The sequence below is a fragment of the Allosalinactinospora lopnorensis genome (assembly GCF_000981225.1).
Taxonomy (GTDB): domain Bacteria; phylum Actinomycetota; class Actinomycetes; order Streptosporangiales; family Streptosporangiaceae; genus Allosalinactinospora; species Allosalinactinospora lopnorensis.
The window spans coordinates 1-26,906 of the sequence record NZ_LAJC01000077.1; the positions used below are offsets into that span (position 1 = coordinate 1).

Genomic DNA, 26,906 nt, shown 5'->3' on the forward strand with positions numbered 1-26,906 from the left:
GCCGCGGACACCGCGGAGGCACCGGCCGGCGGCACGCCGCACGACGCCGCTCCCACGGCGGACCTCGCCGACCGCCCGACCCAGGCCATGGGGGCCGGCCCCACTTCCGCGCAGGCGCCCGCCACGCATCCCATGGACCAGGGCTCCTCCTCGGGTCCGCCCCCTGCCGCCTGGGGACAGGCCCCCGGGTACGGTCCGGCACCGGGTTTCGCTCCCGGATACGGTCCGCCGCACCCCTACGGCGGGCCCTCAGGGCCCCAGCAGCCGCCCTACGGTCCGCCGCCGGCCGGGGTGCACTCCCCGCCCTACGGCCAGCCCGGCTACGCTCCCGGCCCCGGGCAGCCCTCGAACGGGCAGCGTCGCCTCAGGCCGCTGGTGATCGGTGCCGGGATCGCGGCCGTGGCCCTGGTCGGCGCGGCCGCGTTCGGGGTACTGCACTTCTTCGGCGGCCCCTCTTTCCCCGAGGGGCCCCTCGTCTACAGCGACGAGTTCAGCGACCTGGAGTCGGGGTGGGACACGCCTTACGGCGAGGAGTTCGACCCCACCGACGACTACAACCTCTCCGGTTACACCGGCGACCAGTACGCCATCCGCGCCACCCCCGATGACACCGCGACCGCCGCCGCGGCCGCTTTCGAAGGCGGCACCCCGGAGCAGGTGGGGATCAGCTTCGACGCCGGTATCCAGAGCGGGCCCGAGTACGGCCAGCTGGGCGCGGTCTGCTTCGCGGACGGGGACGAGGAGACCGCCTACGCGGTCACGGTCCGGCTCGACGGGAGCAGTGCCGAGATCCGCCGCGAGGCCGGCGAGGGAGGCAGCTCCACCCTGGAGAAGGCGAACGAGGTTCCCGGTTTCGCCACCGGGGAAGACGAGAATGAGGCGACCAACAACCTGCAGATCACCTGCGAGCAGAACGAGGACGAGGAGAACGTCACCATCCGGCTCTGGGTCAATGACGCCTTCGTGCTGGAGGCCGTCGACGCGGACCCGCTGCCCACCGGCGAGAACACCGGCCTCATAGTGGAGCGCGACGGCGGCGGCAGCGGCGGCGACGCCCTCGTCCACTTCGACGACTACCGCCTCACCGACATCGGCAGCGAAGAATAACCCCACGACGCGGTCGCGGACACAGCCACGAGGAGTATCCCCCATGCGCGCCATCGTCATCGAGGAATACGGCGGCCCCGAGGTCATGCGCCTCACCGAAACCGCCGCCCCTGAGCCGGGCCCCGGCCAGGTGAGCATCGACGTCGAGGCCAGCGGCGTCAACTTCATCGACATCTACCAGCGCAGCGGCGCCTATCCCGTGCCGCTGCCCTTCACCCCGGGGGTCGAGGCCGCCGGGACCGTGCGCGCGGTCGGTGAAGGCGTCACCGAGGTCAGCCCCGGCCAGCGTGTCGGGTGGATGATGCACCCGGGCGGCTATGCCGAGCGCGCGGTGGTCCCGGCGGACCGGACCGTCCCGCTCCCCGACGGCGTCTCCACCGAGTCGGCCGCGGCGGTGCTGCTGCAGGGCCTCACGGCGCACTACCTGACCCACTCGACCTACCCGATCCAGCCCGGCGACACGGTCCTGGTGCACGCGGCCGCCGGAGGCACCGGCCTGCTGCTGACCCAGCTCGCCAAGCTGCGCGGGGCCCGCGTCATCGGAACGGTCTCCACCGAGGCCAAGGAGCGGCTCGCCCGCGAGGCCGGGGCCGACGAGATTATCCGCTACACCGGCACGGCCACGGAGCAGGCCCCCGACGTCGCGGCCATCGTGCGCGAGCTGACCGGCGGCGCGGGAGTGGCCGCCGTGTACGACGGCGTGGGCGCCGACACCTTCGAGGCGAGCCTGGGCAGCCTGCGCCGGCGCGGCGTGTTCGCCCTGTTCGGCCAGGCCAGCGGAACAGTGCCGCCATTCGACCCGCAGCGACTCAACACCGCCGGATCGGTCTTTCTGACCCGCCCCACCCTCGCTCACCACATCGAGGACCGCACCGAGCTGCTGGAGCGGGCCTCCGACGTCCTGGGGCTGGTCGCCAACCAGAAGCTGACCGTGCGGATCGGCGGGCGCTACCCGCTGGGCGACGCCGCCCGCGCGCACGAGGACCTCGCGGGGCGCCGGACCACCGGGAAACTGCTCCTGGCCTGAGTCCCCGGCCGGCCGCACAGCGAACGGTGCCGCACCCGCTCACGGGCGCGGCACCGTTCCCCGTATCCGGACGGCGCCGGACGGTTCACCCTTCTTTCGACCGCTGACCGGGCAGTGTCGTGGCACCGGAGGTTGTGGCGGCCTCCTCGGCCTCCTTTCGCGCGTTCTCGACCGCCTGAGCCGCGCTTTCGGCGGCTTCGTCGGCGGCACGCGCCGCTGCGGCCTGCCGCCACGGCTCCCCCGCGGTGATCTGGGGCGTCTCCGCCTCTTCTTCCGACTGCTCGCGCTCCTCCTGCGGGCGGGAAACCCCCGCGGCGTCGCCGGCGAACGCTTGGTGACGTTCTGCACGGCCTGGGTCAGCTCGCCCGGGATGACCCAGAACGTGTTGCCCTCGCCCTGGGCCAGGTGCGGCAGTGTCTCCAGGTACTTGTAGGCGAGCAGTTTCGGGTCGGCGTTGTTCTCGTGCACGGCCTGGAAGACGCGCTCGACCGCCTTGGCCTCGCCGTCGGCCCGCAGGATCGCGGCCTGCTGCGCACCCTGGGCCTCCAGGATCGCCTGCTGGCGAGCGCCCTCCGCGGTGAGGATCCGGGACTGGCGCTCCCCCTCTGCGTGCAGGATCACCGCGCGCTTGTCGCGCTCGGCCCGCATCTGCTTCTCCATCGCCTCCTTGATGGACGGCGGCGGATCGATCGCCTTCAGCTCGACCCGGTTCACCCGGATGCCCCACTTGCCGGTGGCCTCGTCCAGCACCCCGCGCAGCGTCGAGTTGATCTGCTCCCTCGATGTGAGGGTGCGTTCCAGGTCCATACCGCCGATCACGTTGCGCAGCGTGGTGACGGTCAACTGGTCTATCGCGGCCAGGTAGTTCGCCACCTCGTAGGCCGACTTCCGGGCGTCGGTGATCTGGTAGTAGAGGACGGTGTCGATGTTGACCACCAGGTTGTCCTCGGTGATCACCGGCTGCGGGCGCGACGAGAACACCTGCTCGCGCAGGTCGAACTTGGTGTTGACGCGGTCCACCAGCGGGATGATGAAGTTCAGGCCGGGCTGCAACGTGCGCTGGTACCGGCCGAACCTCTCGATGTTGTAGGCGCGGGCCTGCGGCACAATCCGAACAGTGGAAATGACCCCCAGGACCACAAGGGCCACGAGGGCGATGAAAAGGATATCGAGCCCTGCCATGGTCTTCTGTCCTCCCTTGTCGAGGGGCGGGTTCAGACGGGACGGCGCACCATCCGCTCAGGGAAGCGGCTCACGCGGGTAGACGACAGCGGTCGCCCCATCTATCTGCATGACGTCGACCCTGGTCCCGATCGGAATCGCCATGTCCTCGTCGAGAGAGCGGGCGGACCACTCCTCCCCCGACAGTTTGATCAACCCGTTCTCGCCGGTGACTTCGTTGATCACGACCCCGGACTGGCCCACCAGACCATCGGCTCCGGACCTCAGCGGAGGAGGCTGGTGTATGTGGCGAACGGCAATGGGCCGGACGACCAGCAGTCCGGCGGCGGCCGTGACGATGAAGACCAGAACCTGGACCACAAGCCCCATCCCCATCGCGCCCACGATCCCCGCGATAAGGGCAGCGATAGCGATCAGCCCGAGCGACAGGGTCAGCGTGAATACCTCCGCGATCCCCAAAGCCCCGGCAAGGATCAACCACAGGATCCAAAACGGCATGGCAACCGGCCTCCCGTCCAAGCGGGTTCTAGGGCTATCTACCCGTGACAACGCGCGGAGGCACACGATCGTGCCGCAGAATACGCAGAGCGACAGGCGCTCTGCGTAATGCGAATCACGGCAGCGGCGCCTGGAGCCTTGGGCGCCGCTGCGTGATGCGGCCAACGCGATCACTCAACTGTTCCGCCAAGTCGCGGTGAGCGCGCCGACCGCCCAACGGTCACCAGTTCCCGGGATTCTCTGAATCTCGCCGTTCCGGGAACTGGACCGCTAGCTGGTAGGTGGGCCTGTTCTGCCAGGCGATGGCGGGCATCCCGATACCGCCCAGCGTCGAGTGGACGATGGAGTCCGCGCAGACCTGGTCGCCGGCCTCGCACTCCGCGTCGCCCGGATAGACCTCCGACACGGGGGTCGAGGCCGCCTCCTCGAGCGTATCCAGCAGGACCGCGCGGCAGTCGCCGAGATCCCCGCCGCCGCAGTAGGTCTCGCCCAGTGCCCCCTCTACGTCCTCGCCCAGCACCGAACGCAGGTCCTTGTGCACGTAGGACCACCAGCCGGTCTGGAAGGCCGAGCCGGTGTGGTCCGTCTGCGCGGGGGCTTCGTCCACCGGGACGGCGGCGGTCAGCCGGTCGAAGAGATCCCCGCCCAGGCCCGGCCGAAACTGGGCCTCGACCAGCAGCGGCCACCAGGCGTCCATGACCCGGACCGCGCTGGTGTGCTCGTACTCCCCGGCCCCCTTCTCGGCCTCCCTGCGCAGGGTGCCGTCCTTCGACCAGGCGCGCAGCTCATCGAGGACCGCCGCCGTCTCGGGGTCGTCGATCGGCGCGCTCTCCAGGACCCGCAGCAACTCGGGCAGCACCTGCTCGGCACGCAGGTCCGCCACCCCCGCCTCGGTCACGAGCCGCGCCAGCGACGCGGTGCTGAACTCATGGCCCTCGTCGAGCAGCGAGGCCACGCGCACGTCGAGCAGGTCGCCGCGGTGCACCGACCCGGTTCCGTACCCGGAGGTGTATCCGGCCGCCGGCTTGTTGTTCCAGTTGACCAGGTAGTCGGGGTTGTGGGCGTTGGGATGCTCCGCCATCGGCGTGTAGTCGGCGCCGTTGGTGCCGGGGTCCCAGCCGCCCAGCCGGAGTCGGAGTGCGCCGCGATCGGCAGGTTGGGGTTGGTGCCCTCGGTGCGGACGGGGTTGGCCCCGGAGTTGATGAAGGCGATGTCGTCGGCGTCGGCGTAGTGCCAGTTGAACGCGTAGCTGACGTCCATCGCCGCGTCCTGGAAATCCGCCGCCGAGGCGACCACGCCCGGGTCGTTGAACTTCTGGAAGCCGATGATGGAGTCGACCTCCCGCCGGTAGGTGGAGCGCCGGGTCGCGAACGCGACCGGGTCGCCGTCGACGGTGCCGAAGCTGTCGATCAGACCGTAGGGGGACCTGAGGGCGGTGAGCGTGTAGGAGCCGGCGGGCGTCTGGTCGGCCACGGTGGGCGACCACGCGTTGTGCACGCTGAGCTCCTCGAACTCCACGCAGGAGTCGCCGTCGAGGTAGGCGCGGGAGTCGACGCTCGGCTCCGACCCGTCGGGTTCGCACAGTTCCACCGCGAAAGTGTCGGTGATGTCCTGCGCCGCGGAGGTGGCGCTCCAGGTGTAGTCCACCCCGCGGCCCATCTGCACGTAGAAGCTCACTCCGGGGAAGGAGGCGCCGCGGGCGCTGATGCCGGGCCCCTGCAGTTCCTGCACCATCAGCAACTGCGGAGAGAAGTAGCCGGTCTGCGGCCCCATCACCGCGACCGGGTGGCCGCTCTCGGTCCGCTCACCGGAGACGAGAGCGGCGTTGGACATCCCCGGCTCCCCCTCAAGGAGGTCCTCCGGAAGGACACCGCCGTTGAAGATGCCCTCGGCGGCGTCGAGCTCGCCCTCCTCGGCCAGCGACTCCAGCTCCGCCTGGTCCGCCTCCGGCAGCTCCTCCGTGGTCCCGGCCTCCGTGTCGGGGGCCTCCTGGGCGGCGGACAGCGGTGACGGGAGGGCGCCGCCGGCGGCGGAGCCCTCCTCGTCGTGGACGATGTCGTAGGGGACCACCGAGTCCGGGTCCGGGAGCGCCTCGCCGGCAGGATCGTCGGGGGTGCCGGTGTAGGGGAAGTCGCCGTCGACCGTGACAACGGCCTCGGGGTCGTTCTCCATCCGCCAGTCCCGCCAGAGCTCCTCGCCCTCCTCCGCTCCGTACTCGTTGTGGAAGGAGGCCCTGATCAGGGCGGACTCGACCTCTCCGCCGCCCCCGCCGCCGAACAGCAGACCGACCATGGAGGCCATGCCGACGACATCGGTCACGCTGAAGTGCTCGATCTCCCCTTCCTGGGTGATGGGGTCCTTGTGCCCGGTGAGGACGTACTCGCCCGGGTAGTCGTGCCGCTGCTGGGAGCGGTCGATGTAGGCGTTGATGCCGTCGAGGTAGTCATCGACGTCCGCGAGCGCCTGCTCGCCCCGCTCCCCGTGCTCGGCGACCACCCGGTCGATCTGCTCCTGCTTGTCCTCCTCGGTGTAGGGGGCGCCGCGCCAGAGCTGCTGCTCCAGCTCCCGGTTGCTCTCCGCGCCCCCGGCGAACGGGGTCAGCTCTCCCCGTCCCAGGTTGCGCAGCACGTCCATGAGGAACAGCCGGTCCTCCGCCGCCGCGTATCCGGCGCCGTACATGGTGCCGGCCCGGGTCCGGCCGTAGACGTGCGGGATTCCGTGCTGCTGGTCGCGGACGATCGTGACGTCGTCGCGCGGCTGGTACTCCGCGCCGATGTCGTCCTCCGATACGCCGAAGGAGGCGTCGAGGAAATAGTCGTCGAGCGCGTCGGCGGTGAGGTCCTCGTAGTCGTGCGGCAGGTTCTCGTAGGGGCCCAGATGGGTGTCGGCGTGCTCGGGGACCGTTCCGAACAGCTGGTGGCCCAGGATCTCCACGAGCGTGGCGTTGCCGTTCTGGCCGGGCGGCAGGATGTCGCGGCACCCGTCGTCGCCGCAGTAGTCCTCGACGGCCGCCATGAGCGCCGCGGTGCCGGGGGCGGGGTCGGCGGTCGCGGGCGGCGCCAGGCCCACCACCAGACACGTGGCCGCCACCCCCGCCGTGGCGGCATGTCGTCGAGCGCGCTCCACCATACCGGCGCCTCCTCCGCGAGATCCTGGGGGTTCAGGGGGTATGCGGCAGGTTACGCACAGCTTCGGCAATCACGAAATAGATTCATGTTTTGCCGCCGGGGCGCGCCAGCCGCACCGGCGCCGGCCCGCCGCGCACCCCGCAAGCGCTACCAGCGGTAACACCAGGCGGGATCGGGCACACTCACAGCCACCCCCCAGAACACAAGAAGAGGGGGTGGCCGGAATCGGCCACCCCCGGTGCATTCTGGCGCACCTCAGCCCTCGTCCTCCAGATCACCCTCCAGTTGCAGGTAGATCTCCCGGAGCCGGTCAAGGGTGCGCTGGTCCGGCTGCGCCCAGAGCTCGCGGTCGGCGGCCTCCAGCAGGCGCTCGGTCATCCCGCGCAGCGCCCACGGATTGGCCCCCTCCAGGAACTCCCGGTTCTCCGGATCGAAGACATAGGTCTCGGCGAGCTTCGTGTACATCCAGTCGTCGACCACCCCGGCCGTGGCGTCGTAGCCGAAGAGGTAGTCCACGGTGGCCGCCAGTTCGAACGCCCCCTTGTAGCCGTGCCGGCGCATCGCGGAGATCCAGCGCGGGTTCACCACACGCGCCCGGAACACCCGTCGTGTCTCCTCGGCCAGCGTGCGCGTCTTGACCTGGTCGGGGGTTGCCGAATCGCCGATGTAGGCCGCCGGGGACCCTCCCGTGAGCCGCCGAACCATGGCGACCATCCCGCCGTGGTACTGGAAGTAGTCGTCGGAGTCGACGATGTCGTGCTCCCGGGTGTCCTGGTTCTTCGCCGCGACGGCGATGCGCCGGAAGGAGGCCTCCATGTCCGCGCGGGCCTCGCGGCCGTCCAGCCCCCGCCCGTAGGCGTAGCCGCCCCACACCGCGTAGACCTCCGCGAGGTCGGCGTCGTCCCGCCAGTTGCGGGCGTCGATCAGCGGAAGCAGCCCGGCTCCGTAGGCGCCGGGCTTGGAGCCGAAGATCCGGGTCGTGGCGCGGCGCCAGTCCCCGTGCTCGGTGTGGTCGGCCAGCGCGTGAGCGCGCGGGTAGTTGCTCTCGGGCGGTTCGTCCAGTTCGGTCACCGCGTGGATCGCATCGTCGACGAGGCCGATCACGTGCGGGAAGGCGTCGCGGAAGAACCCGGAGATGCGCAGCGTGACGTCGATGCGCGGCCGCCCCAGATCCGGCAGCGGGACCACCTCGAACCCCGTGACCCGCCGCGATGCGTCGTCCCATGTGGGGCGGACCCCGAGCAGCGCGAGCACCTCCGCGATGTCGTCTCCCTGGGTGCGCATCGCCGCGGTCCCCCACACGGTCAGCCCGACGGAGTCCGGGTACTGCCCGGTGTCGTCCAGATGCCGCCGGATCAGCGAGTCCGCGAGCGCCTGGCCGACATCCCAGGAGTTGCGGGACGGGACGGCCTTGGGATCGACCGAGTAGAAGTTGCGGCCGGTCGGCAGCACGTTCACCAGCCCGCGCGTCGGCGAGCCCGACGGGCCGGCCGGGACGTGCCCCCCGCCGAGGGCGTGCAGCACGGCGTCGACCTCGTTGCGGGTGGCGCCCAGCCGGGGCACCACCTCCTGGACGGCGAAGAGCAGCACCTTCTCGGCGTCGGGCAGCGGGAAGCCGAGCACCTGCCGCACGATCCCGCCGACCTCGGCGGCGTCGGCGCGCCAGCCCAGATCCTCCATGGTCGCGACGAGGCGCCGCGCCAGGGCGTCGATCAGGTCGAGCGCGTCGGAGGCGGTGCGGGAGGGCCCCTCCACCAGGGAGGTCAGCTCCTTCGGTGCCTCGGCCGGCGCCCCGGGTTCCGCGAGCAGCGCCTTCTCCTCCAGCCCGAAAGCGGACGCGAGCGCCGCCCGCAGCCCGGGCAGCGCGCCCGCCTGGCCGGCCCACACCTGCGAGGCGCGCAGCACCGCCATGACCAGGTTGATCCGCGGCTCGCCCTCGGGAGCCGCCCCGAGGATGTGCAGGCCGTCGCGGATCTGCACGTCCTTGATCTCGCACAGGTAGCCGTCGACGTGCATGACGAAGTCGTCGAACTCGTCCTCACCCGGCATCTCCTCCTGGTGCAGGTCGTGGTGGAGTTCGGCGGCCTTGATCAGCGTCCAGATCTGCGCGCGCACCGCGGGCGCCTTGTCCGGGTCGAGGTCGCAGACCTGGGCGTACTCGTCGAGCAACTGTTCCAGTTTCGCGATGTCACCATAGGTGTCGGCCCGCGCCATGGGCGGGACGAGGTGGTCCACCACGGTGGCGTGCGCCCGGCGCTTGGCCTGGGTGCCCTCGCCCGGGTCGTTGACGATGAAGGGGTAGACGAGCGGCAGGTCGCCGAGCACGGCGTCGGGGGCGTCCTCGGCCGCCAGTCCCAGCCCTTTGCCGGGCAGCCACTCCAGCGTCCCGTGCTTGCCGAGGTGGACTACGGCGTCGGCGCCGAACCCGCCGGCGTCGCGGGCCGTCTCCAGCCAGCGGTAGGCCGCGAGGTAGTGGTGCGAGGGGGGCAGGTCGGGGTCGTGGTAGATCGCGATGGGATTCTCCCCGAAACCGCGCGGCGGCTGGATCATCAGCACCACATTGCCGAAACGCAGGCTGGCCAGCACGATCTCGGGCTCGCCCGAGGAGTCGTCAACGTAGAGGGCCCCGGGCGGCTCGCCCCAGTGCTCGACGATGGCCGCGCGCAGGTCAGCGGGCAACTCGGCGAACCAGCGGCGGTAGTCCCGCAGCGGGACACGCGCGGTCGCCGCGGCGAGCTGATCCTCGGTGAGCCATTCGACATCGTGGCCGCCCGCGCTGATCAGCGCGTGGATCAGCGGGTCGCCGTCGTCCTCGCGGCGATTCTCCTCGGGACCGGGCACCCGCCACAGCGTGTCGTCGTCCCCGAGGTCGTAGCCGCGCGCACCGAGCTCGCGGAGCATCCGCACGGCCGAGGCAGGGGTGTCCAGGCCCACGGCGTTGCCGACGCGGGAGTGCTTCGTCGGGTACGACGAGAGCACCACCGCCAGCCGGCGCTCGGCCGGAGTGACCGCGTGCAGCTTCGCGTGGCGCACGGCGATCCCGGCGATACGGGCGGCGCGCTCGGGATCGGCCGCGTAGACCGGGATCCCGCTCTCCCGATCGACCTCCTTGAACGAGAACGGGACGGTGACCAGCCGACCGTCGAACTCCGGAATGGCGACCTGCATGCCGGCGTCCATCGGGGTCAGCGCCGCGTCGGAGGCCTGCCACTGCTCCCGGGTGGAGGTCAGCACCAGCCCCTGCAGGATCGGCACGTCCAGCTCGGCGAGGGCGCCGGCGTCCCAGGCGTCCTCGTCGCCTCCCCCGCTGGCATCGGCGGCGACGGCCCCGCCCGCGGCCAGGACGGTGGTGATGACCGCGTCGGCCCGGCCGAGCAGATCGAACAGGCCCGGCGCGTTCTCCCGGGACAGACCGCGCAGCGACCCGCAGAACACCGGCAGCGGATCGCCGCCCGCGGCCCCGATCGCCTCGCAGAGCACGTCGATGAACGTGGTGTTCCCGGAGAGCTCATGCGCCCGGTAGAACACCACTGCCACGGTCGGCCGGTCTCCCTCGGCGTGGTCGTCCCCGTGCACGCCGTACTCGGGCATCTTCTCCGGCGGGTCGAACCCCTCGCCGGTCAGCAGTACGGTGTCGGAGAGGAACCGGACGAGCTGCCGGAGGTTGCCGATTCCCCCCTCGCGCAGGTAGGCATGGGCGTCGGTGGCGACACCGGAGGGAACGGTGGACAGCTCGATCAGCTCGGCGTCGGGCGCCGCCTCTCCGCCCAGCGCGATGAGCGGCGTCCCGGAGGCCCGAAGAGCGGCCAGACCGTCCGCCCATGCCTCGCGCCCGCCCAGGAGCCGGACCACCGCGACGTCGACACCCTCCAGCAGAGCGGGGACGTCCTCGGCGGAGGTCCGCGCGGGGTTGGCCGTGCGGTAGCCCGCGTCAGCGGCCCTGGCGGCGAGCAGTTCGGTATCGGCCGTGGACAGCAGCAGGATCGTAGCCACGCATGGTCCTTCGTCTTCGTTGAGTCGGGGTCCTCGCCCCTTCCCGCGGACAGGTAAGTGACGCCGCGAAGTCTCCTGGCTCGGGGTTCCCCGCCCGCCTTCGGCCTTCCCGCCGGGGCTTCGGCAGTGGCGTCGTGAAAGGCGGACTCCGCCCTGACAGTTGCGGGACAGCCACGGATTCGCACCGTGTTCCTTCGCGCCGTCGCCGCCCATCTTCGCAGAAGGGCCCCCGGACTCCGGCGCGGCCCGGGCCCCCGCACCGGCGGCGTACCGCCGGCGACGCATCCGAACCGGGCGGCGGCACTATGTGCACCGGCGGGCCGCGGATTTGCGAGAATCCCGCCATGAGCCATTACCCCCACCCCGAACCCGACGATCCCCATCAGGACCCCCGGCCCGCGAGTGACACCCCCTTCACCCACCCGCCTTCGGGCGGTTACCCCAACGCGAAGATGGCTCCTTACAGCGGCCTGGAGGCGCAGACGGGCGGGTGGCAGGCTCCCCCGGGCTACCAGCCGGCTTCCGCAGGCGGACAGCCGCTCACGACCATCGGCGATATCGCCGTCTACCAGCACGAGGTCGTCACACCGGCCGGTCGCTTCCCGATCAAGGGGAGCGCCTGGACCGTCACGGACATGAGCCATGTGCACGAGAGCATTCCGGCCTACGCGGTCGTGCTCGCCGTCCTTCTCTTCGTGTTCTGTCTGCTGGGGCTGCTGTTTCTGCTGATCAAGGAACGCCGGATACAGGGGTACGTGCAGGTGGCCGTGCACGGGAACGGAGTGTTCCACTCCACGATGATCCCGGTGCATTCGCCGCAGACGCTCCCCTACGTAATGCAGCAGGTGAACTACGCGCGCACCCTTTCCGCAGCGGCGTGAACCGTGAGCGCCCGGCCCGCACCGCGGCGCGCATGACCGCCCGGAAGCGGGAGCGCGGGGCCGGACGGCGGCGCACTCGGATTGCGCCGCCGAACGGGGCGAGCCGCCGCTCCAGTGCCCGGTCCCCCGGCCGGAAGCGGCCGTCTCCTCAGCGGGCTTAACCAGGGAGGAGCCGCGCGGCCCGTGATACTCCCGGCCCGGTCACCCGGCGACAGGGCCGGGCGGTTCGCCGTCCGGCACCGACCGGTGCCGCATGTTCAGGTGGTCGGCGAGTACCTCGCGTACGTACGACGCGAGCGGCCGCTCCCCCGCGGCGTTCGCGAGGGCGGCGAACTCTTCGGCGTCCAGCGTGACGGTGAGCGAGCTCGTGCCGCCGGCCGCACGCCGCGGCAGCCCCAGCATCTGCCGGTGCAGCCGTTCGAGCGCCTCGGGCGGCAGGGCGCCGTAGACCGTCTCCAGCTCGGCCATCCACTCGCGCAGTTCGCTCCAGCGCGCGTAGCGGCCGGCCAGGACGTAGAGGTAGGACTCGACGTCGCGGTGCCCCGCGGCGCGTTCGAGTTCGGCGTGTGTCATGGGGTCGAGGGCGAGGGTTATGCGGTGCGCGGCGGTGGGCCGGGTCGGGATGGGAGTGGTCACCTGCTGCCTCCGGGATGAACGTGGGCGCCCCGGCATGGCCGGAACAGAGGGCACGCGGTCGTCGTCGCCGTGCGGGGGTGTTCTCTCCGGGTGCCTCCACCGCACCGACCATGGCCGGCTCGGCCCCACGTTCACTGACCGCTCACCCTCCCACCATAGAGGTTCGCCGGCGCGCACACCGGTCGCCGTCCACAGGCCGCTATCCGGAGCCGACGGGCCCTGCGGGTCCGACGACCGGCAGACCGGCCGGGGCGCCGGATTCGAGGAGCCGCCAGACCGCGCCGGTGTCCATGTGCCGCTCGACCATGTCGCCGAGCGCGTCCAGCCGCGCGTTCCGCTCAGCGGCGAAGTCGGTGCCGGGGGCCGCTTCGAAGCGTCTCCCCGCGCACTCGGCGACATCGGACAGGAAGGCCCGGCGGAACGCGTCGTTCTCCAGCGCGCCGTGCCAGGTGGTGCCCCACACCGCGCCCGCACGGCAGCCGTCGAGGAAGGGCGCGGCCGCCGGATCCGTCCACGCCACCTCGACCTGGCCGTGATGGATCTCGTAGGCGCTCACGCGCTGCCCGTAGGCCGTCCCCTCAGGGCGGGCCAGTGTCTTCTCGGCGGCGAACGTCACCGTTGCCGGCAGCAGGCCCAGACCCGGCACCCGCCCCGCGGCGGATTCGACGTCGTCGCGGATCTCCCGCGCCAGCATCTGGTAGCCGCCGCAGATCCCGAGCACCGGACGGCCCTGCGCGGCACGCCGGGTGAGGACACCGTCCATCCCCCGTTCGCGCAGCCACGCGAGGTCGGCCACGGTGGCCCGGCTGCCCGGCAGGATCACCAGGTCGGCGTCGTCGAGCTCGTGCGGCGCGGTCACGAACCGCACGTCCACACCCGGCTCGACGGTCAGCGCGTCGATGTCGGTGAAGTTGCTGATGCGCGGCAGCCGCACCACGGCCACGCGCAGTGTCTGCGCGTGACCGCCCAGCGGTGCCCGCACGGGCCCCCGGTCGACGCTGAGAGCGAGCGAGTCCTCCACGTCCAGCCAGAGCCCGTCGAGCCACGGGAGGACGCCGTGCACCGGGCGCCCGGTGAGCTCCCGGATCATCTGCAGGCCGGGCCACAGCAGCTCCTCGGCGCCGCGGAACTTGTTGATGACGAACCCCGCGACCAGCGCCTGGTCGGCCGGCTCCAGGAGGGCGAGCGTTCCGTACAGCCCGGCGAACACGCCTCCCCGGTCGATGTCGCCGACAACGAGCACGGGCAGGTCCGCGGCGCGGGCCAGCCCCATGTTGGCGATGTCGCCCGAGCGCAGGTTGATCTCGGCGGGGCTCCCCGCTCCCTCGCAGATCACCACCTCGTACCGCGAACGCAGCTCCGCGAGGCTCTCGGCCGCGATGCCGCGCAACCGCTCCTTGAAATCCCGGTAGCTGACGGCGTCGGCCTCACCGATGGGGCGGCCCCGCACGACGACCTGGCTGCTGCGGTCCCCTCCCGGTTTGAGCAGTACCGGGTTCATCGCCGCACTGGGCTCGATCCCGCTGGCGGCGGCCTGCATGGCCTGGGCCCGGCCGATCTCCGCGCCGTCGGGCGTCACCACCGAGTTGAGCGACATGTTCTGCGCCTTGAAGGGCGCCACTTTCACGCCCTGGCGTGCGAGCCACCGGCACAGGCCGGCGACGACGACGCTCTTTCCGGCATCGGAGGTCGTCCCGGTGATGAGCAGGGCGGGCGCCGCTCCCTCGGGCTCCGGACGCGTCATTCCTCCCCCTTCACACGGCCGCGCCCCGTGGGGGCGGCCAGGACCACGACGGCAGCGGCGACCGCGGCCGCCGATCCGTTGACGACACGGGCCAGCCTGACGGCGCGGCGGATGTCATGGACGTCAGGGCGGCGGCCGTCACCCAGCGCGGGCCGATGTTCGGTCCTGTCCCCGTAGGTGTTCGTGCCGCCGAGGCGCACGTCCAGCGCGCCGGCGAACACCGCCTCGCACTGCCCGGCGTTCGGGCTGGGATGGCGCCCGCCGTAGCGTGAGCGCGCCCGCCAGGAACGGACCGGATCGCCTCCCACGGCCGACGCCGCGAGGGCGGCGAGGACCGCGGTGAGCCGCGCGGGCGCCCAGTTGGCGACATCGTCGAGACGCGCCGAAGCCCAGCCGAAACGCTCGTAGCGCGGCGACCGGTGCCCCACCATGGCGTCGAGAGTGTTGACCGCCCGGTAGCCGAGGAGGCCGGGAACACCGAGCAGCGCGCCCCACATCAGCGGGGCGACCACCGCGTCGGAGGTGTTTTCCGCGACAGATTCGACTGTAGCCCGGGCGATCTCCTTCTCGCCGAGGGCGCGGGGGTCGCGGCCGCACAGGCGCGGCAGCCGACCGCGGGCTCCTTCGAGGTCACCTGCCTCCAGCGCATCGGCGATCCGTCCGGCCTCGCGGCCGAGCATGGCGCCGCCGACGACGGCCCAGGTGGCAGCGCCCGCCAGCACCGCCCGCCGGACCGGACCACCGCGTTCGGCGAGCGCCCCCAGCCCGGCCGCGGGCACGGTGGCCAGCACCGTGAACACCACGCCCCGTGCGTACGAGTGCCGGTGCACACGCTGCTCCAGAAGACCGGCGGCACGGCCGAAGAGGGCAACGGGGTGCCCCCGGCGGGGATCGGGCAGGATCCGGTCCAGGGCGGCCCCGGCGAGCAGCCCGAGCGCGGTCGGCCAGGCATGAGAGTGGCGGTGCTTCGTCTTCACGACGCCAACCGTAGTGCCCGCTCCCTCCTTCTTCGCATTTCCCCAACCTGGAACACCCTCTGTCCGCCACGACAGGAAACCGGATATAAGCACTATGTAATAGCCGCCTCCTAGCCTGCTCTCACGTATCCGGGCACAGCCGCATCGGAGAGGAGGGAACCGGCATGACGAACGCGATCATCATCACGTTCTGCAGTACTGTCGGTGCGTGGTGGGTCTTCTGACGGGCCCCTAACGTCGGACACCAGGGGCCATCCGCGAGCGGGTGGCCCCGCTCCGGCCCAGGGCAGGACGAAACGCGGGGAAGTCACGCACAACCGGGGTTAATCACGGGTAACGTGGTTCCACGATGGCATTAGCAACCGGTTTGGTGGGGCTCGCGTGCTAAAGAGACACAACTACGAATGGCCGTAGTTGTTGCGGTTTCACCCATCCATGGCGACATCTACGGAATACCCTAGAATGTCCCCCGAGGATCAGAGGCCTGCCGCGGTACGGCGCCCGAGCACACCGACCACAGGTCCGGCCTCCCCGGCACGCACCCCACCCGGCCGGTACGGCGCCTCCCGAAACGCCAGGCCACAGTGTCCCAACCGACCCCCGAAGCGGGTCACAATTCAATCAGGCACCTGTAGCTCAGTGGATAGAGCATCGGACTTCTAATCCGACGGTCGCAGGTTCGAATCCTGCCAGGTGCACCACATAATCGCAGGTCAAAGCATCTATAGCGCACTGCCACCGCTGCGTCGTCCGCCTGCTGGGACCAAGGTGGGACCATGCTGGGACCAGCCCCGCCGCGATCCCCCATGCGGCGCTTTCCTACGCGGCGACGCCCGTCTCTGTCACCGTGCCGCATGAAGGATTCCATATGGGTATGCGGCCAGGCGCCGGATGTCCAACAGCTCAAGCGGTGAACGGCGAGGCCGGTCGGCTTAAGCGTGACCGCCCATGACCATCCTCATCGCCGGCGGCAGCGAGTACCTCGGCCGCGACGGTCGTTCGGCAGTCGATCCCTGCGGGCCGCCGGGTAGCGGCGACCTTTCTGACGCGTCAGCCCCACATGAACGGAGCGCAGTGGTTCGCCCTTGACGTCTGGGACCGCCGGCACGTCGTCGATCTTATGGCTGCGGTGCAGCCGGACGTGGTCGTCAACACCGCATACCAACAGGCCCACTGGACGAGCACGGCTGACGGCGCCGCGCACGTGGCCCTCGCCGCCGCACGCCTCGGCGCTCGGCTGCTCCATGTCTGCAGCGACGCCGTGTTCTCCGGTCACGCACCCCGTTACGACGAGACAGCGCCTCCCGACCCGACCAGCTCTTACGGTGTCGCCAAGGCCGCGGCCGAGACCGCGGTGCGGGCCATCAGCCCCGACGCGGTCATCGCCCGCACCTCGCTGATCGTCGACGACGGCAGCTCGGTCGACGAACACCGGGTCCACTCCCTGGCCGCAGACGCGAGCACCGGGGTGCTCTTCACCGACGATGCGCGCTGCCCCCTCCACGTCGGCGACCTGGCGGCGGCACTGCTGGAACTGGCCGCATTCGGCCTTGCCGACATCTGCCACATCGCCGGAGCCGACGCGCTCAGCCGCCACGAACTCGGGGGCCTGATCGTCCGGCGGGACGGTCCCGGCCCCGCAGCGCTGCCCTCGGGCGGCGCGCCGAGGCCGACCTGCCCGGGCCGATGGACCTGTGTCTGGACTACACGACCCAACAGCGTCTGCGCACCGAACTCCGCGGCGCCCGCCGGTCCTCGGCTGACCGCCCAGCTGATCAAGAAGAACGAGAGCGCCGAAGGGACGCTATCGGTGGCGGCTCGCTCCGACCTGGCTCTGGATGCCGTCAGTCGAGGCGACACCGCGTGTTGATCGGTGGCACGGCCCCGGCCGCTCGGACGCTCTTGCTAGCTCGGACTAGTGAGCTGGCAAGGGGCGCTACCGCAAGATGCGCCGACCGCTGGAACCGCGGCGGGTGGCGGATGGGGCCGCGCCTGAGCGGGACCACCGCGACCGGGTGGCCCGGTCCCTCTTGCCATGCACGCTCGCGAGCACGAGCGCAGCTGTCTCCTCAGCCGCCGCGTGGGCCACCTCCGGCAGCACACTGGCGTAGGTATCGGCCGTGACAACGATGCTGGCATGACCCAGCATCGCCTGCACCACTTTCAGATCGGCCCCGGCCGCCAAGGCGAGCGAGGCGGCCCCGTGACGCAGGTCGTGCAGCCGCACCGGCGGCAGACCGCTTTCCCGAAGCCTTCGTTGGAACAGGCGGGTCAGCGAGTCGGGCGCCAGCACGTTCCCTCGAGGATCGGTGAACACGTACTCGTCCGGCTCCCACTGGCGGCCGGCGGTCTGGGCCTCGTGCTCCTGGGCCCACTGGTGGCGGCGCAGTACCGCCACCGTGGCATGGTCCAGAGCGACCGTGCGGCGGCTGGCCGCGTTCTTGGGCACGCTCACCAGGATTCGGCCGCCGTGGCGCTGCACCTGACGGCTGACATGCAGCACCTGCCCGCCCCAGTCGATGTCGCCCCAACGCAGCCCGATCGCCTCGCCTCGGCGCAGCCCCACCAAGGCGATCAGGTGGAAGGCCGCATAAAGCCGATCACCCGAGACGAACCGCAGGAAAGCCGCGGTCTGCTCCACCGACCACACCGCAACCACCGGACGCCGGCCACTCCGGGCCCACTCACGCTGGGCCTGCGGCGTCCAGACCACCGGGTGAGGCCGCTGCCCCGACGGCAACACGACTCCACGGGCGGGGTTGGTCTCCAGATACCCCTCGCGCACCGCCGCGTTGAGCGCCGCACGCAAGGTGGCGCGAACGCGCTGCACCGTCGCCGCCGACAGCGCCTCCTCTGCCCCAGGGCCTGGTCCGAGGCATTCCAAAGCCTCCTGGATACGTCCCGGCGAGAGTTCGGCCAGCAGCACCCGCCCCAGGCAGGGGCGCAGGTAGCGCCGGATGTGGCACTCGTAGTTCCGCACCGTGGACGCTCGCAGTCCCGCGCGGGAGCGGACCCAGTGTTCCAGCCACTCCCCTACGGTCACGCCGCCGCCGCGCGAGCCCGGGGCGCCGGTGTTGACAAGTTTCTTCATCGCCTTGCGCGCCGCGGCGCGGGAGGCATAGCCGCCCCGGCGTATATCGCCTTGCGCGCCGCGGCGCGGGAGGCATAGCCGCCCCGGCGTATCCGGCGCCGCCCGTTCTGCGGGTGCGGCAGGTCCAGCGAGAAGTACCAACTACCGTGCCCACGCTCACCCAGCCGCGGGCACGCCCGCCCCACAGGCTTACCAGTCCCAGGCGCACGGCACCCACACCGCTTATAAAGCGTCCCCCTCGTTGCCATCCCAAACACCCCTATGCCCAGTATCCGCACCACTGCGTGGTGGGGTCCCGGTCAGGAGAACCCGAGCGCGCCTTCGGTCGTGTGCGCGATGACGGCGCCGGGGACTGCGGCGATCCTGACGCCGTGGACTCCGGGGCCGACCGCCGTGATCGCAAGCGGCTCCTCCAGAGGGATCGGGGACGTTCCTGTGGCCGCCGTCCAGCCGATCACGGTGGCCTCGTCGGCCATCTGGCCGTCACCGTCCGAAGACGGCAGCCGCAGCAGCGCGTCTTCCAGGGCGATCGCCGGGGCGCCGTCCCGGGGAACCTTGGTGGATTCGACGACCTCGCCGGCGTAGTCGACCTTCAGCATTCGGTTCGCGTTCCCGTCGCCGACCTCCAGGGCGACCCAGTCCTCGCTGAGCTGGGCCTCGTAGACGATTTCTGTCTCCGCGACGCCGGCGAGATCGGCGATCCGCGCCGGATCGTGTCCCGGGACCAGCAGGGTGGCGGGGCCCAGGCCGCCACCGCGCCCGGGATCGCCGAACAGTACGGCTTTCCCACGCGATTCGGTGCGGGCGAGGCCCGTCGACTCGCGCAGGTCCGTCTCCGGGCGGAAGAGCACGTCCTCCGGGGAACGGCCGGCCAGGTCGTCGAAGACCTCCACCCGCTCGCCGGTAGCTGCGTCGAACGCCGTGACACTCAGCTCCTCTGCCCCCTCCCGACCGCATTTCTGTGCCACGTAGAGTAATCCTTCGGCTGGCAGCAGGGAGGTGATCGAGCACTCGGGGCCGGCGTCGAACGTCCAGAGCCGACCGTTGCCGAGCAGGTCCCAGACCTGGACAGTGTCCCGCCACGTGGTGGTGATGGCGCCACCGTCGACCAAGGTCTCCGCATCCGAGCCGGAGCGGGGGCCAACCGGGTCCGCCCCACTCTCCAGAACCGGTTGCCCGCTCAGTGCGTGGTCAGCGAGCACATCCCCCGTGGCGGTCTCCATCACCACCCCACGGCCCAGGTCCCCCCGCCCCTCCGGCCGGTATTCGACAACGGCGATCTCTCCATCGGGCGTCACCGCCGCGGTCGCCTCTTGGCCCCGGATGCGGAAGCGCCAGTCGGCGCCCTCTGCCTCCGGGGTGAGGTGGAACACCCCGTCCTCGCCGATTGCGAGGGCGCCACTCGAGGTGGCGTGCACGTCCTCCAGCGCCATGTCGCCAGGCGGAGCCCACTGCCACCCCAGATCCTGGACCGCGCCCGGAACATCGTGGGTGTCCCCAGCATCCGCGGTCGAGTGGTCCTGGGGGGCGAGCAGGAACGGAGCGAGGCCGATGAGCAGCACGGCCGCAGCCGCAACGCCCGACAGCCAGAGGCCGGCCCTCGTACTCGTGGGCCTTCCTCAGCTCCGCAGAGCGCCGACGACACCCAGGACACTCAGCACGAGTAGGGCGCACCCCAGAGCCAAGGCACTGCTCTGTGCGGCAAAGCGTGGCCCCGGCACATCGCCCGAAGAGCCGGACACCAAGGCGGTCCACGTCAGGGCGGTCTCTCCGTGGACGGCGACCACTCCCAACGCGGCCGCCGCCAGGACATGGGCCACGACGACGAGCGCGCCGCCCCTACAGAGCGTCGCGACCTGGCAGGCGACCACCGCCAGGAGGGCAACAGCGATCCCGATGTCCACTGGGTCCAACGTCGCCGAGGCGATGTATCCCTGCACCAAGAGCAGGACGGTGGTGGCCAGGAGGGCTGCCGTGGTCGGAAATCCGCGGAATAGCATGCGTGTTCTCGACTGCCTCAGTTCTCTTTACGTTTGGGAAGGCGTGTGACCTTCCCCTCGCCCAATCTGTCGTCGTATTGGTCCGTGGACTGTGCGCGGAGGGAGTAGACGACGGCATCGTAGCCCTCGCCGTGGTCTGCGACGTAGGTGTTCACCCGTGACGACGCGGAGTTCACCGCGCCTCCTGGCCAGGAGACGTCTCCGCTCTCCAACTTGTAGCTCACCTCACCTTCGAGGATCTGGCTTGCGCGCTCGTCCGGCACCGCTTCGCGGAGCTCGTCTTCGGTGAGGAGCCGGGGCTCGCCGTCGGGGCCGGAGCCGACGAGTTCGTCGGACAGGTCGCTGTAGGCGACCTCGCCTTGGGAGACCAGCCCTTCGAGGACGCCGAGTTCGACCTGTCGCCGGATGAACTCCCCATTGTTTGTCTGGGTGTTGTAGCTGAAGTCCTCACCCGACTTCTGCTTCATGGCGTTGTCGATCTCGCTCATGAAGACCCCGCCCAGCGGGCCACCGGCGTAGGGGATTTTGCCGACGGCATGGCCGGCGACGCCCATGCCGATTTTGCGTACCCGGGCTTGTTCCTTGTGTGCCTTCTCTTCGTCGCCCAGGCGGTCGATCGCCTCGTTGTTCACCGCGGCGTCGACCAGGCCCTGCAGGGTTCCGGCGGGCTCCGCCGAGGCGGGAGCGCCGACGTCCGTGGTGAGGTAGCGGTTGATCATCTGGTCGTTGTAGGCGGTACTGGTGGCCTGCGCGCGGATCGCGGAGTCGGGGTCGCCGGCGGCGTACTCCAGGAAGCGAACCCGTGTCATCGGATCCATCCGCAGGTCGGAGTGGGAGCTGTTCCACTCCGACATGCGAGATATCTCCCCGTCGCCCTCGATGTTCTTCAGTTGGTCCACCCCGTCGGGCGCGGCGAACTCATCGATGTAGGTCATGAAGATGTCGGTGAAGCCTTCGGCGATGCGCCCGTTAATCGCTCCCATCGATGCGTCCGTGTCGTCGCCGATGGTGACGCCGGTATCGGTCAGCTTCTGGTACATGTCATCTGAGGTGATGGTCTCCATCAGACCGGCAGCCGCATCTCCGGCGAGCTCTTGGGCCTCCGGGTCGTCCTCGTTCAGGGCGTGGTCGGGGATCCAGTCCACCAGGCCGGCGGCGCTGCGGCCGTTGTCGCTCCATTCGTAGGTGAACAGGCCCTCGATGGCGTCGTGGCGGTCGATGCCGGGGTGCTGACCGTTCTCACCGGTGAGCAACCCGTGGTTGGCCTCCACATTCCGGGTGGACACGTCCAGCAGGGTGCCCAGGTCGGAGTCGCCGTTGCCCCAGGACAGCTCCTCGTTGACCTGGTTCAGGTAGCCGCCGATCGTGGAGGTCAGGTTGATCGAGAACCCGTATCCGCCCTGCAGGTCCGGGTCGGAGGTGCCCATGAGCCTGGCGAAATCCGGCACGTCGGCCTGCCAGTTGGGGAGACTGTAGACAATCGAGCCGTCCTCGTGCTCGATCTCTCCATAACCGGGCCCCGTCACCACGTTCTTGATGCTCTGCGGCAGCGCGTCGAACGAGCCGCCTTTGTCGGTGTCGGACAGGGTGAGGATGCCGTCGGCGAGCGGGCGCAGCTCCGCCGCGGTCAGGCCGTTGTCACCGCCGATGTACTGCGGCAGCCCGGCGGGACCGGCCTGATCCTCCAAATCACCGAAGAGGGTCTCCAGGTACTCGATGGCGGCGTTCTGCGCCGTGGCGTTCTTGAAGGCGAAGGAACCGGCGTTGAGCGACTGCAGCAAGGCGAGCGCGGCGTGATAATCCAGATCAGGGTCCTTGCCGTCCTCCCCATGTACTGGCCCAGGATGCGTGCATCCCTCTCGGCCCGCTCCGGGGTCAGCGGCAGGGGCGCCTCGTCGCCCTTGATGTTGAACCCCGACCAGTTCATATACCCGGCGTTGATCAGCCGCTCGACGTTGTCCGGGGTCGGGCCCTCCGCCAGCCGACCGCCGTGCGCCTCGTCCTGCAGCGTGTCGTGACTGTTCTTGTCACGAGTCTGCAGCCCATCGCGGTCGCCCTCGAGCTGGGTCTTGCCGGCCCCGGTCGCCAGCTCCGCGATCTTGGCGTCGGAGAGGGCAGAGCCCTCCTCCATCGTTTCGATGAAGTCGTTCTTGTGGGTGATGGCCGAGTCAACGGCCTCGTCCCACTCGTTGATCAGCTTCTTGCGCCGGTCCAGGAAGTCCTCGACCTCGTCTGCCCATGAGGGGGTTCGCGCGGGATGCGTTGCTCGACCCGAGTTTGTACTTCTGGGCCATAGTTGTGGGGATTCCCTACGCTGCGGCGCTAGTCGCCTATACGGCGGTGTTCATGTGGCTTCGTTGGCGTGCCGCGTTGCACCTGTTCGCCTGGATCCTCCCGATACAGGCCGGTGTTGCGCTCGTCCTGGTCCACGTGAGCGTCTACTGAGCTTGAATGCGTGATGCCGTGAGGGCTGACAGCTCAGGATCCTTGCAGTAGGCCAGGGGCATGAGATATCCGCAAGGCGACGTGTGCTCGGTTGCTCGCGATTTTACATCACCGCAGTTCAGGACGGGTTGTCTGGTTCAGTGGGAGGAGCACAGTGGTGGCCTCGGCGGCCTCACGAGCCACGGTCTGACCTGCCCCGGGTTTTGTAGAGCCTGGTGGTGTGCCTGGAGGCCGACCAGGCTTTGAGGCGGGCGATCCTCCGGCCGCCCTCGACACCGGATATCCGGGGCAGTAGCGGGGAAAGCGTCCGGTGGCGCAGCGCGCCCCACCACACGCCGGCGCCGTAGGCGAGGTCGTCGAGCCTGCGCAGCGCGACGAACGTGACCGGGCCGAGCGCCGAGCCGCTACGGTACCGGTCGACCAGGGCCTCCGCCGTCGAAGCGGCCAGGATCAGCTGCCGCAGTCGGCGGTTCACCAGCATGGCTCCCAGCGCGACCGGCCAGTGGTGACGCACCGCGGCGTGCAGGAGTTGCAGTGCGGTGGACCACAGCCCTGCCAGTGTGAGCAGCACGGCCGCGCGAGTGGGAGAGTCCGCATCGGGCATCCTGTTCCGCACCCGTACCGCCGTCGCCACCGTGATTCCGCACGCGGTGGCCAGCGCCCATCGCCGCCCCGTCAGTACCAGCGTCGCGGCCAGGAGGGACCAGAGAGAGACGTGGACGGGCGGCACCTGGCCGGGATGCCGCAAGGACAACGGCGCCGCCCCGGAACCGTAGAAGGCGCGCTGCGCCAGCCAGCGGACGAGATCGGTCCGGTGGTCGTGCGCCACTTGGGAGGCCGGGAGGTAGCGGCAGCGCCATCCCGCTTCGTGCAGCCGGAGGCACAGGTCCACGTCCTCGGCGACGCGCATCTGCTCGGAGAACCCTCTCGGGGCCGCCGCGCGGCGCAGCACGAGCGCGGCGCTGGGTACGTAGGCGACTCTGGTCATCGGGACGATCAGCGCCTCGTGCCCGCCCAGGTCCAGCGGCGAGTTCAGCTCCTCGAACCGGCCGATCCTGTCCCGAGCCGGCAACGCGACGATGCGCGGGGCGGCGAGGCCGACGCCCGGATCGGTGAACTGCATGAGGAGGGGAGGCAGCCAGCCCGGCTCCGGCACGACGTCGGAGTCGCAGAAAGCGACGAACTCCGACGTCGTGGCGCGCAGCCCCGAATTTCGGGCCGCGGCCGGGCCGCGGCTCGTTTCGTGGCGGACGAGCTTCGCCCCGTACTCGTCGCACGTCGCCCGGGTGGCCTCAGGGACGCGGGACCCGTCGTCGACGACCACCACCGGGACTCCCGCGGTACCGGGGTCGGCGCACAGCGCGGACAGCAGGCGGGCGAGCATGCCGGGCCGGTCCCGGACCGGGATGATGATCGCGACGGAGCCGGCGGGGCCAGCGGCGGGGCGCGGGTGTGCGGCGCCGGAGTCGACGAGCGCGCGGGCGAGCCTGGCCGAGCGGGTGTCGCGCACGGTGACCCTGCCGTCGCGGATCAGCCCCGCGGCCACGGCGCTCAGCCGCAGCAGGCGCGGCGGGCTGCCGCCGAACAGCAGCCGGCCGTTGCGCGACACGCGCGTGTCCCGTGCCAGCTCGACCTGAAACCCGGTAGGCAGCCGGTCGTCGGCGGGCGCGGGGCACCGGCCCGGGGCGGTACTCATCGGGTGAATCCTCCATCGGCGTGCAGCACGCTGCCGTTGACCGCGCCGCCGTCACGGGAGCAGGCCCAGGCGACGGCGGCGGCCACCTCGTCGGGTTCCAGGACCCGTTGGGCGAGCTGATGCTTCCCGAATTCTTCGGCGCTTTCCAGGCTGTAGATATCGGCGGTCGCGTCCAGCATGTCCGTTCGGGTGGCCCCGGGTGACACGGCGACGGCGTTGATACCGGTACCCTGCAGGTCCGCCGCGAGCCCGCGGACGAACCCGAGCACGGCGTGCTTGGCCGCGCAGTACGCGCCCAAGCGCCACAGCCCGTTGTGCGCGGCGGCGGAGGCGAGCGCGACGAAGCGGCCACGCCGCGGCTCCCCGGCGGCCAGCATGGCGGGGATCGCCGCCCCGGCCAGGTTCGCCACCCCGCGCACATCGATGTCGAGCAGGGTGGTCCATTGCTCGTCGGTGGTCTCCCACAGCGGCTGACCGCCGAGGATGACCGCCGCCGCCCCCACCGCGGCGTCGATCCGGCCGTACTCCCGGACCCCGCGCCCGACCGCCTCGTCCAGGACGGCCCGGTCGCGCACGTCGCCCGGGACCGCGAGCACGGGCCTGCCGTCGGCGATCTCCTTGAGCTGTTCGGCTGTTCCCAGCGGATATGGAACGGCCGGGTCGTCCTCACAGCGGTCGACGGCCACGACGTTCCAGCCGTCGCCGACGAGCCGACCCACCACAGCGGCGCCAATACCGCGCGCGGCCCCGGTGACGACGGCGGTCGGCCGGCTCATGAGGCCCTACCTTCTTGAGTGCGCCCCAGAGGTTCGCGACGCTGGGGCTGCGCGAGCGTGGCAGGGATGGCTTTCATGATGGCTGCACTCGATGGCTCGGGGGGCTGTTCCCCCTGCCCCGCACCTTCTTCCGGACTGCTGATTGGGCTCCGCGGACCATCGCTGTGTAGGGCGAGGACAGGCGGCATCACCAAGCGCTCATCACTCTGGCCCGCAGACGGGTCAACGTGCTGTTCGCGATCCTGCGCGACCGCAGGCCATGTGAGGACCGGCCCGTGCTTCGTCTCGTGGCTTGACAAGAGCATTAGACAGCCGCCTCCATGTGCCCCGCTTCGAGCCTGCCGTCGGGAAGCACCCGCCAGGCACGTGCGGAGGCCCGCACGGCTGCGGCCATCGTTTCGAGCATGCGCTCGCCCTCAGCCGCGGAGGCGCCGGCGGGGTTCCCCAGGACGCCGTTCGGGCTGACGCGGCGCACCGCGCTGGCGCGCAGGGCCGGCATGAGTTCGGCGATCGGTTCCGTCCGGCCGGGTTCGGCGCGTTCGGTCCGCACGGTACGGGGATCGAGCGCCAGCATCAGCGCGGTCTCGCTGCGGCCCGCGTGGGCGTCACCGCTGTCGGTGGTGCAGGCCCACCACGCCGCGTCGCGGCCCTCGGCGCGCAGCCGGGCCACGGCGTCGGCGAGCGTGGGTGCGTTGCCGCCGTGACCGTTGACGACCAGCAGCCGGCCCGCCCAGCGGAACAGGGAGCGCCCGAGTTCCAGGAGCAGCACGCGCAGGGCCTCGTGTCCGATCGACACCGTTCCGGGGAAGCCCTCGTGCTCGCCGCTGGCGGCGTAGGGCTGCGCGGGTGCGAGCAGCACGTCGACGTCTCGCGCCAGCTCGCGCGCCGCTTCCCGGGCGACCGACGCGGCGATCGCCGTGTCGGTCTCCACGGGCAGGTGGGGCCCGTGCTGCTCACACGAGCCCAAGGGCAGGATGACCAAGGGCGCCCGGCCGGCCAGATCACTCCACGTCTGCTCGCCCAACGTCGGGGTCACCGGTTCGCCACTTCCCCGTCGTGCGGCAGGTAGCCGCGTTCCCGGAGGTAGTTGAGGAGTTCGTCGACGGCTTCGCCCGGCGGGAGCGGTCCGGCGACGCGCGGCGGGGTGCGGTCGGAGAGCGCCCCGGTCAACGCGCGCAACCGCTGCACCGGTTCGTCGCCGGGCGGAGGGGCGAGCGCGTGCGTGCGCGGGCGGTACGGGCCGCTGCCAAGCACCCGCGGTCCGGTCGCGCCGTGCGCGGCCGGCCCCGTCACGACGGGAATCCTGGTGTGCCGGGACGCCACCACGGCCGGCAGGGAGGCTCGCCGCAGGTGGACCCCTGCCGCCTCCACCGAGACCACCGCGGGAGAGCCGACACGGAGCTCCTCGCGACGTCCCTGGTCCAGGCGGCGATGCACCAGCAGCCTCCCGGGCCCGGCGTCGCGGAGCCAGACGGCGCCGAGGGCCTGCGCCGCGCCGAGTTCCGCGGCGAGGAAACCGGGGAGGGCCCCCGTACCGCAGTCGGCCGACCGGTCACCGCACAGCACCAGGTCCGGTCGTCCGTGCCGGGTGCGGATTGCCGATGCGAGCGCCCGGGCCACGCTACGGCCGCCCCCGAGGAGCGGCGCCGTGGAGAGCTCGCCCTTGGGCGACACCGGTCCGGAGGCGTCGACGCGCAGGGCGCCGGCGGAACCGGCGGCGAGGGC

General features: G+C 71.0%; 16 protein-coding genes, 1 tRNA gene, 3 pseudogenes and 1 riboswitch. Of the genes and pseudogenes, 5 read left to right on the forward strand and 15 right to left on the reverse strand.

The window, feature by feature from the left end; genetic code table 11:
- Positions 1 to 1,107: pseudogene (locus VS93_RS29850) on the forward strand (serine/threonine-protein kinase); the annotation flags it as partial.
- A gap of 43 nt (positions 1,108 to 1,150) precedes the next feature.
- Complete coding sequence (locus VS93_RS22115) at positions 1,151 to 2,134, forward strand: quinone oxidoreductase family protein (RefSeq protein WP_046471809.1); 984 nt, start codon at positions 1,151 to 1,153, stop codon at positions 2,132 to 2,134.
- 85 nt (positions 2,135 to 2,219) lie between these two features.
- On the opposite strand, the pseudogene VS93_RS22120 reads toward VS93_RS22115, so the two are convergent.
- From VS93_RS22120 to cobN, 4 genes and pseudogenes are all read right to left on the reverse strand, one after another.
- Positions 2,220 to 3,316: pseudogene (locus VS93_RS22120) on the reverse strand (SPFH domain-containing protein).
- Between the two features lie 57 nt (positions 3,317 to 3,373).
- Positions 3,374 to 3,814 (reverse strand): NfeD family protein, encoded by a 441-nt coding sequence (locus VS93_RS22125; protein WP_046471810.1) that lies wholly within the window; start codon positions 3,812 to 3,814, stop codon positions 3,374 to 3,376.
- 220 nt (positions 3,815 to 4,034) lie between these two features.
- Positions 4,035 to 6,943: pseudogene (locus tag VS93_RS22130) on the reverse strand (penicillin acylase family protein).
- A 254-nt stretch (positions 6,944 to 7,197) separates the two neighbouring features.
- On the reverse strand, positions 7,198 to 10,935 hold the full coding sequence (gene cobN, locus VS93_RS22135) for a cobaltochelatase subunit CobN (protein WP_046471811.1): 3,738 nt from the start codon (positions 10,933 to 10,935) through the stop codon (positions 7,198 to 7,200).
- A 68-nt stretch (positions 10,936 to 11,003) separates the two neighbouring features.
- A riboswitch (cobalamin riboswitch) is annotated at positions 11,004 to 11,130 on the reverse strand.
- Between the two features lie 149 nt (positions 11,131 to 11,279).
- Here cobN and VS93_RS22140 point away from each other — a divergent pair.
- Positions 11,280 to 11,816, forward strand: a complete 537-nt coding sequence (locus VS93_RS22140; protein WP_046471812.1) for a hypothetical protein — start codon at positions 11,280 to 11,282, stop codon at positions 11,814 to 11,816.
- A 201-nt stretch (positions 11,817 to 12,017) separates the two neighbouring features.
- Here the strand turns inward: VS93_RS22140 and VS93_RS22145 are convergent, their stop codons facing one another.
- The 3 genes from VS93_RS22145 to VS93_RS22155 form a co-directional block, all read right to left on the reverse strand.
- Complete coding sequence (locus VS93_RS22145; RefSeq protein WP_046471813.1) at positions 12,018 to 12,452, reverse strand: hypothetical protein; 435 nt, start codon at positions 12,450 to 12,452, stop codon at positions 12,018 to 12,020.
- Between the two features lie 199 nt (positions 12,453 to 12,651).
- The gene (locus VS93_RS22150; protein ID WP_046471814.1) at positions 12,652 to 14,196 is read right to left on the reverse strand and encodes a cobyric acid synthase; all 1,545 of its coding nucleotides are present in this window, start codon (positions 14,194 to 14,196) and stop codon (positions 12,652 to 12,654) included.
- Entirely contained in the window at positions 14,193 to 15,173 is a 981-nt protein-coding gene (locus VS93_RS22155) for a cobalamin biosynthesis protein (protein WP_236700668.1), read from the reverse strand. Before VS93_RS22155 ends, VS93_RS22150 begins: the two co-directional genes overlap by 4 nt.
- A gap of 625 nt (positions 15,174 to 15,798) precedes the next feature.
- On the opposite strand from VS93_RS22155, the gene VS93_RS22160 reads away from it, so the two are divergent.
- Both VS93_RS22160 and VS93_RS22165 read left to right on the forward strand, forming a co-directional pair.
- A tRNA-Arg gene (locus tag VS93_RS22160) sits at positions 15,799 to 15,874 on the forward strand.
- 359 nt (positions 15,875 to 16,233) lie between these two features.
- Complete coding sequence (locus VS93_RS22165; protein ID WP_236700669.1) at positions 16,234 to 17,043, forward strand: sugar nucleotide-binding protein; 810 nt, start codon at positions 16,234 to 16,236, stop codon at positions 17,041 to 17,043.
- Positions 17,044 to 17,109: 66 nt separating this feature from the next.
- Here VS93_RS22165 and VS93_RS22170 read toward each other — a convergent pair whose 3' ends face one another.
- The 8 genes from VS93_RS22170 to VS93_RS22215 form a co-directional block, all read right to left on the reverse strand.
- Positions 17,110 to 18,264, reverse strand: a complete 1,155-nt coding sequence (locus VS93_RS22170; RefSeq protein ID WP_173434350.1) for a tyrosine-type recombinase/integrase — start codon at positions 18,262 to 18,264, stop codon at positions 17,110 to 17,112.
- A gap of 299 nt (positions 18,265 to 18,563) precedes the next feature.
- A complete protein-coding gene (locus VS93_RS27295; protein WP_052745923.1) occupies positions 18,564 to 19,826 on the reverse strand; it encodes a YncE family protein in 1,263 nt (420 codons plus the stop codon).
- A 57-nt stretch (positions 19,827 to 19,883) separates the two neighbouring features.
- A complete protein-coding gene (locus VS93_RS22180) occupies positions 19,884 to 20,264 on the reverse strand; it encodes a hypothetical protein (protein ID WP_046471816.1) in 381 nt (126 codons plus the stop codon).
- 17 nt (positions 20,265 to 20,281) lie between these two features.
- Complete coding sequence (locus VS93_RS22185; RefSeq protein WP_046471817.1) at positions 20,282 to 22,045, reverse strand: TPR repeat region-containing protein; 1,764 nt, start codon at positions 22,043 to 22,045, stop codon at positions 20,282 to 20,284.
- Positions 22,046 to 22,881: 836 nt separating this feature from the next.
- A complete protein-coding gene (gene mftF / locus VS93_RS22200; protein WP_082127109.1) occupies positions 22,882 to 24,405 on the reverse strand; it encodes a mycofactocin biosynthesis glycosyltransferase MftF in 1,524 nt (507 codons plus the stop codon).
- Positions 24,402 to 25,181: a mycofactocin-coupled SDR family oxidoreductase gene (locus tag VS93_RS22205; protein ID WP_046471820.1), complete on the reverse strand. Its 780-nt coding sequence runs from the start codon at positions 25,179 to 25,181 to the stop codon at positions 24,402 to 24,404. Before VS93_RS22205 ends, mftF begins: the two co-directional genes overlap by 4 nt.
- Positions 25,182 to 25,485: 304 nt before the next feature.
- Positions 25,486 to 26,217, reverse strand: coding sequence for a mycofactocin biosynthesis peptidyl-dipeptidase MftE (mftE, locus tag VS93_RS22210; RefSeq protein WP_046471821.1), 732 nt, complete (start codon positions 26,215 to 26,217; stop codon positions 25,486 to 25,488).
- On the reverse strand, positions 26,214 to 26,906 hold a 693-nt coding region (locus tag VS93_RS22215; RefSeq protein WP_156184969.1), incomplete at its 5' end, for a mycofactocin-associated electron transfer flavoprotein beta subunit. The genes VS93_RS22215 and mftE, both read right to left, overlap by 4 nt.

Coding starts and splice junctions, on each gene's coding strand:
- VS93_RS22140 (WP_046471812.1), top strand. CDS start 11,280: ATGAGCCATTACCCCCACCCCGAACCCGACGATCCCCATCAGGACCCC.
- VS93_RS22115 (WP_046471809.1), top strand. CDS start 1,151: ATGCGCGCCATCGTCATCGAGGAATACGGCGGCCCCGAGGTCATGCGC.
- VS93_RS22205 (WP_046471820.1), bottom strand. CDS start 25,181: ATGAGCCGGCCGACCGCCGTCGTCACCGGGGCCGCGCGCGGTATTGGC.
- VS93_RS22150 (WP_046471814.1), bottom strand. CDS start 14,196: ATGACGCGTCCGGAGCCCGAGGGAGCGGCGCCCGCCCTGCTCATCACC.
- VS93_RS22180 (WP_046471816.1), bottom strand. CDS start 20,264: ATGCTATTCCGCGGATTTCCGACCACGGCAGCCCTCCTGGCCACCACC.
- VS93_RS22125 (WP_046471810.1), bottom strand. CDS start 3,814: ATGCCGTTTTGGATCCTGTGGTTGATCCTTGCCGGGGCTTTGGGGATC.
- VS93_RS22165 (WP_236700669.1), top strand. CDS start 16,234: ATGAACGGAGCGCAGTGGTTCGCCCTTGACGTCTGGGACCGCCGGCAC.
- VS93_RS22170 (WP_173434350.1), bottom strand. CDS start 18,264: ATGAAGAAACTTGTCAACACCGGCGCCCCGGGCTCGCGCGGCGGCGGC.
- mftF (WP_082127109.1), bottom strand. CDS start 24,405: ATGAGTACCGCCCCGGGCCGGTGCCCCGCGCCCGCCGACGACCGGCTG.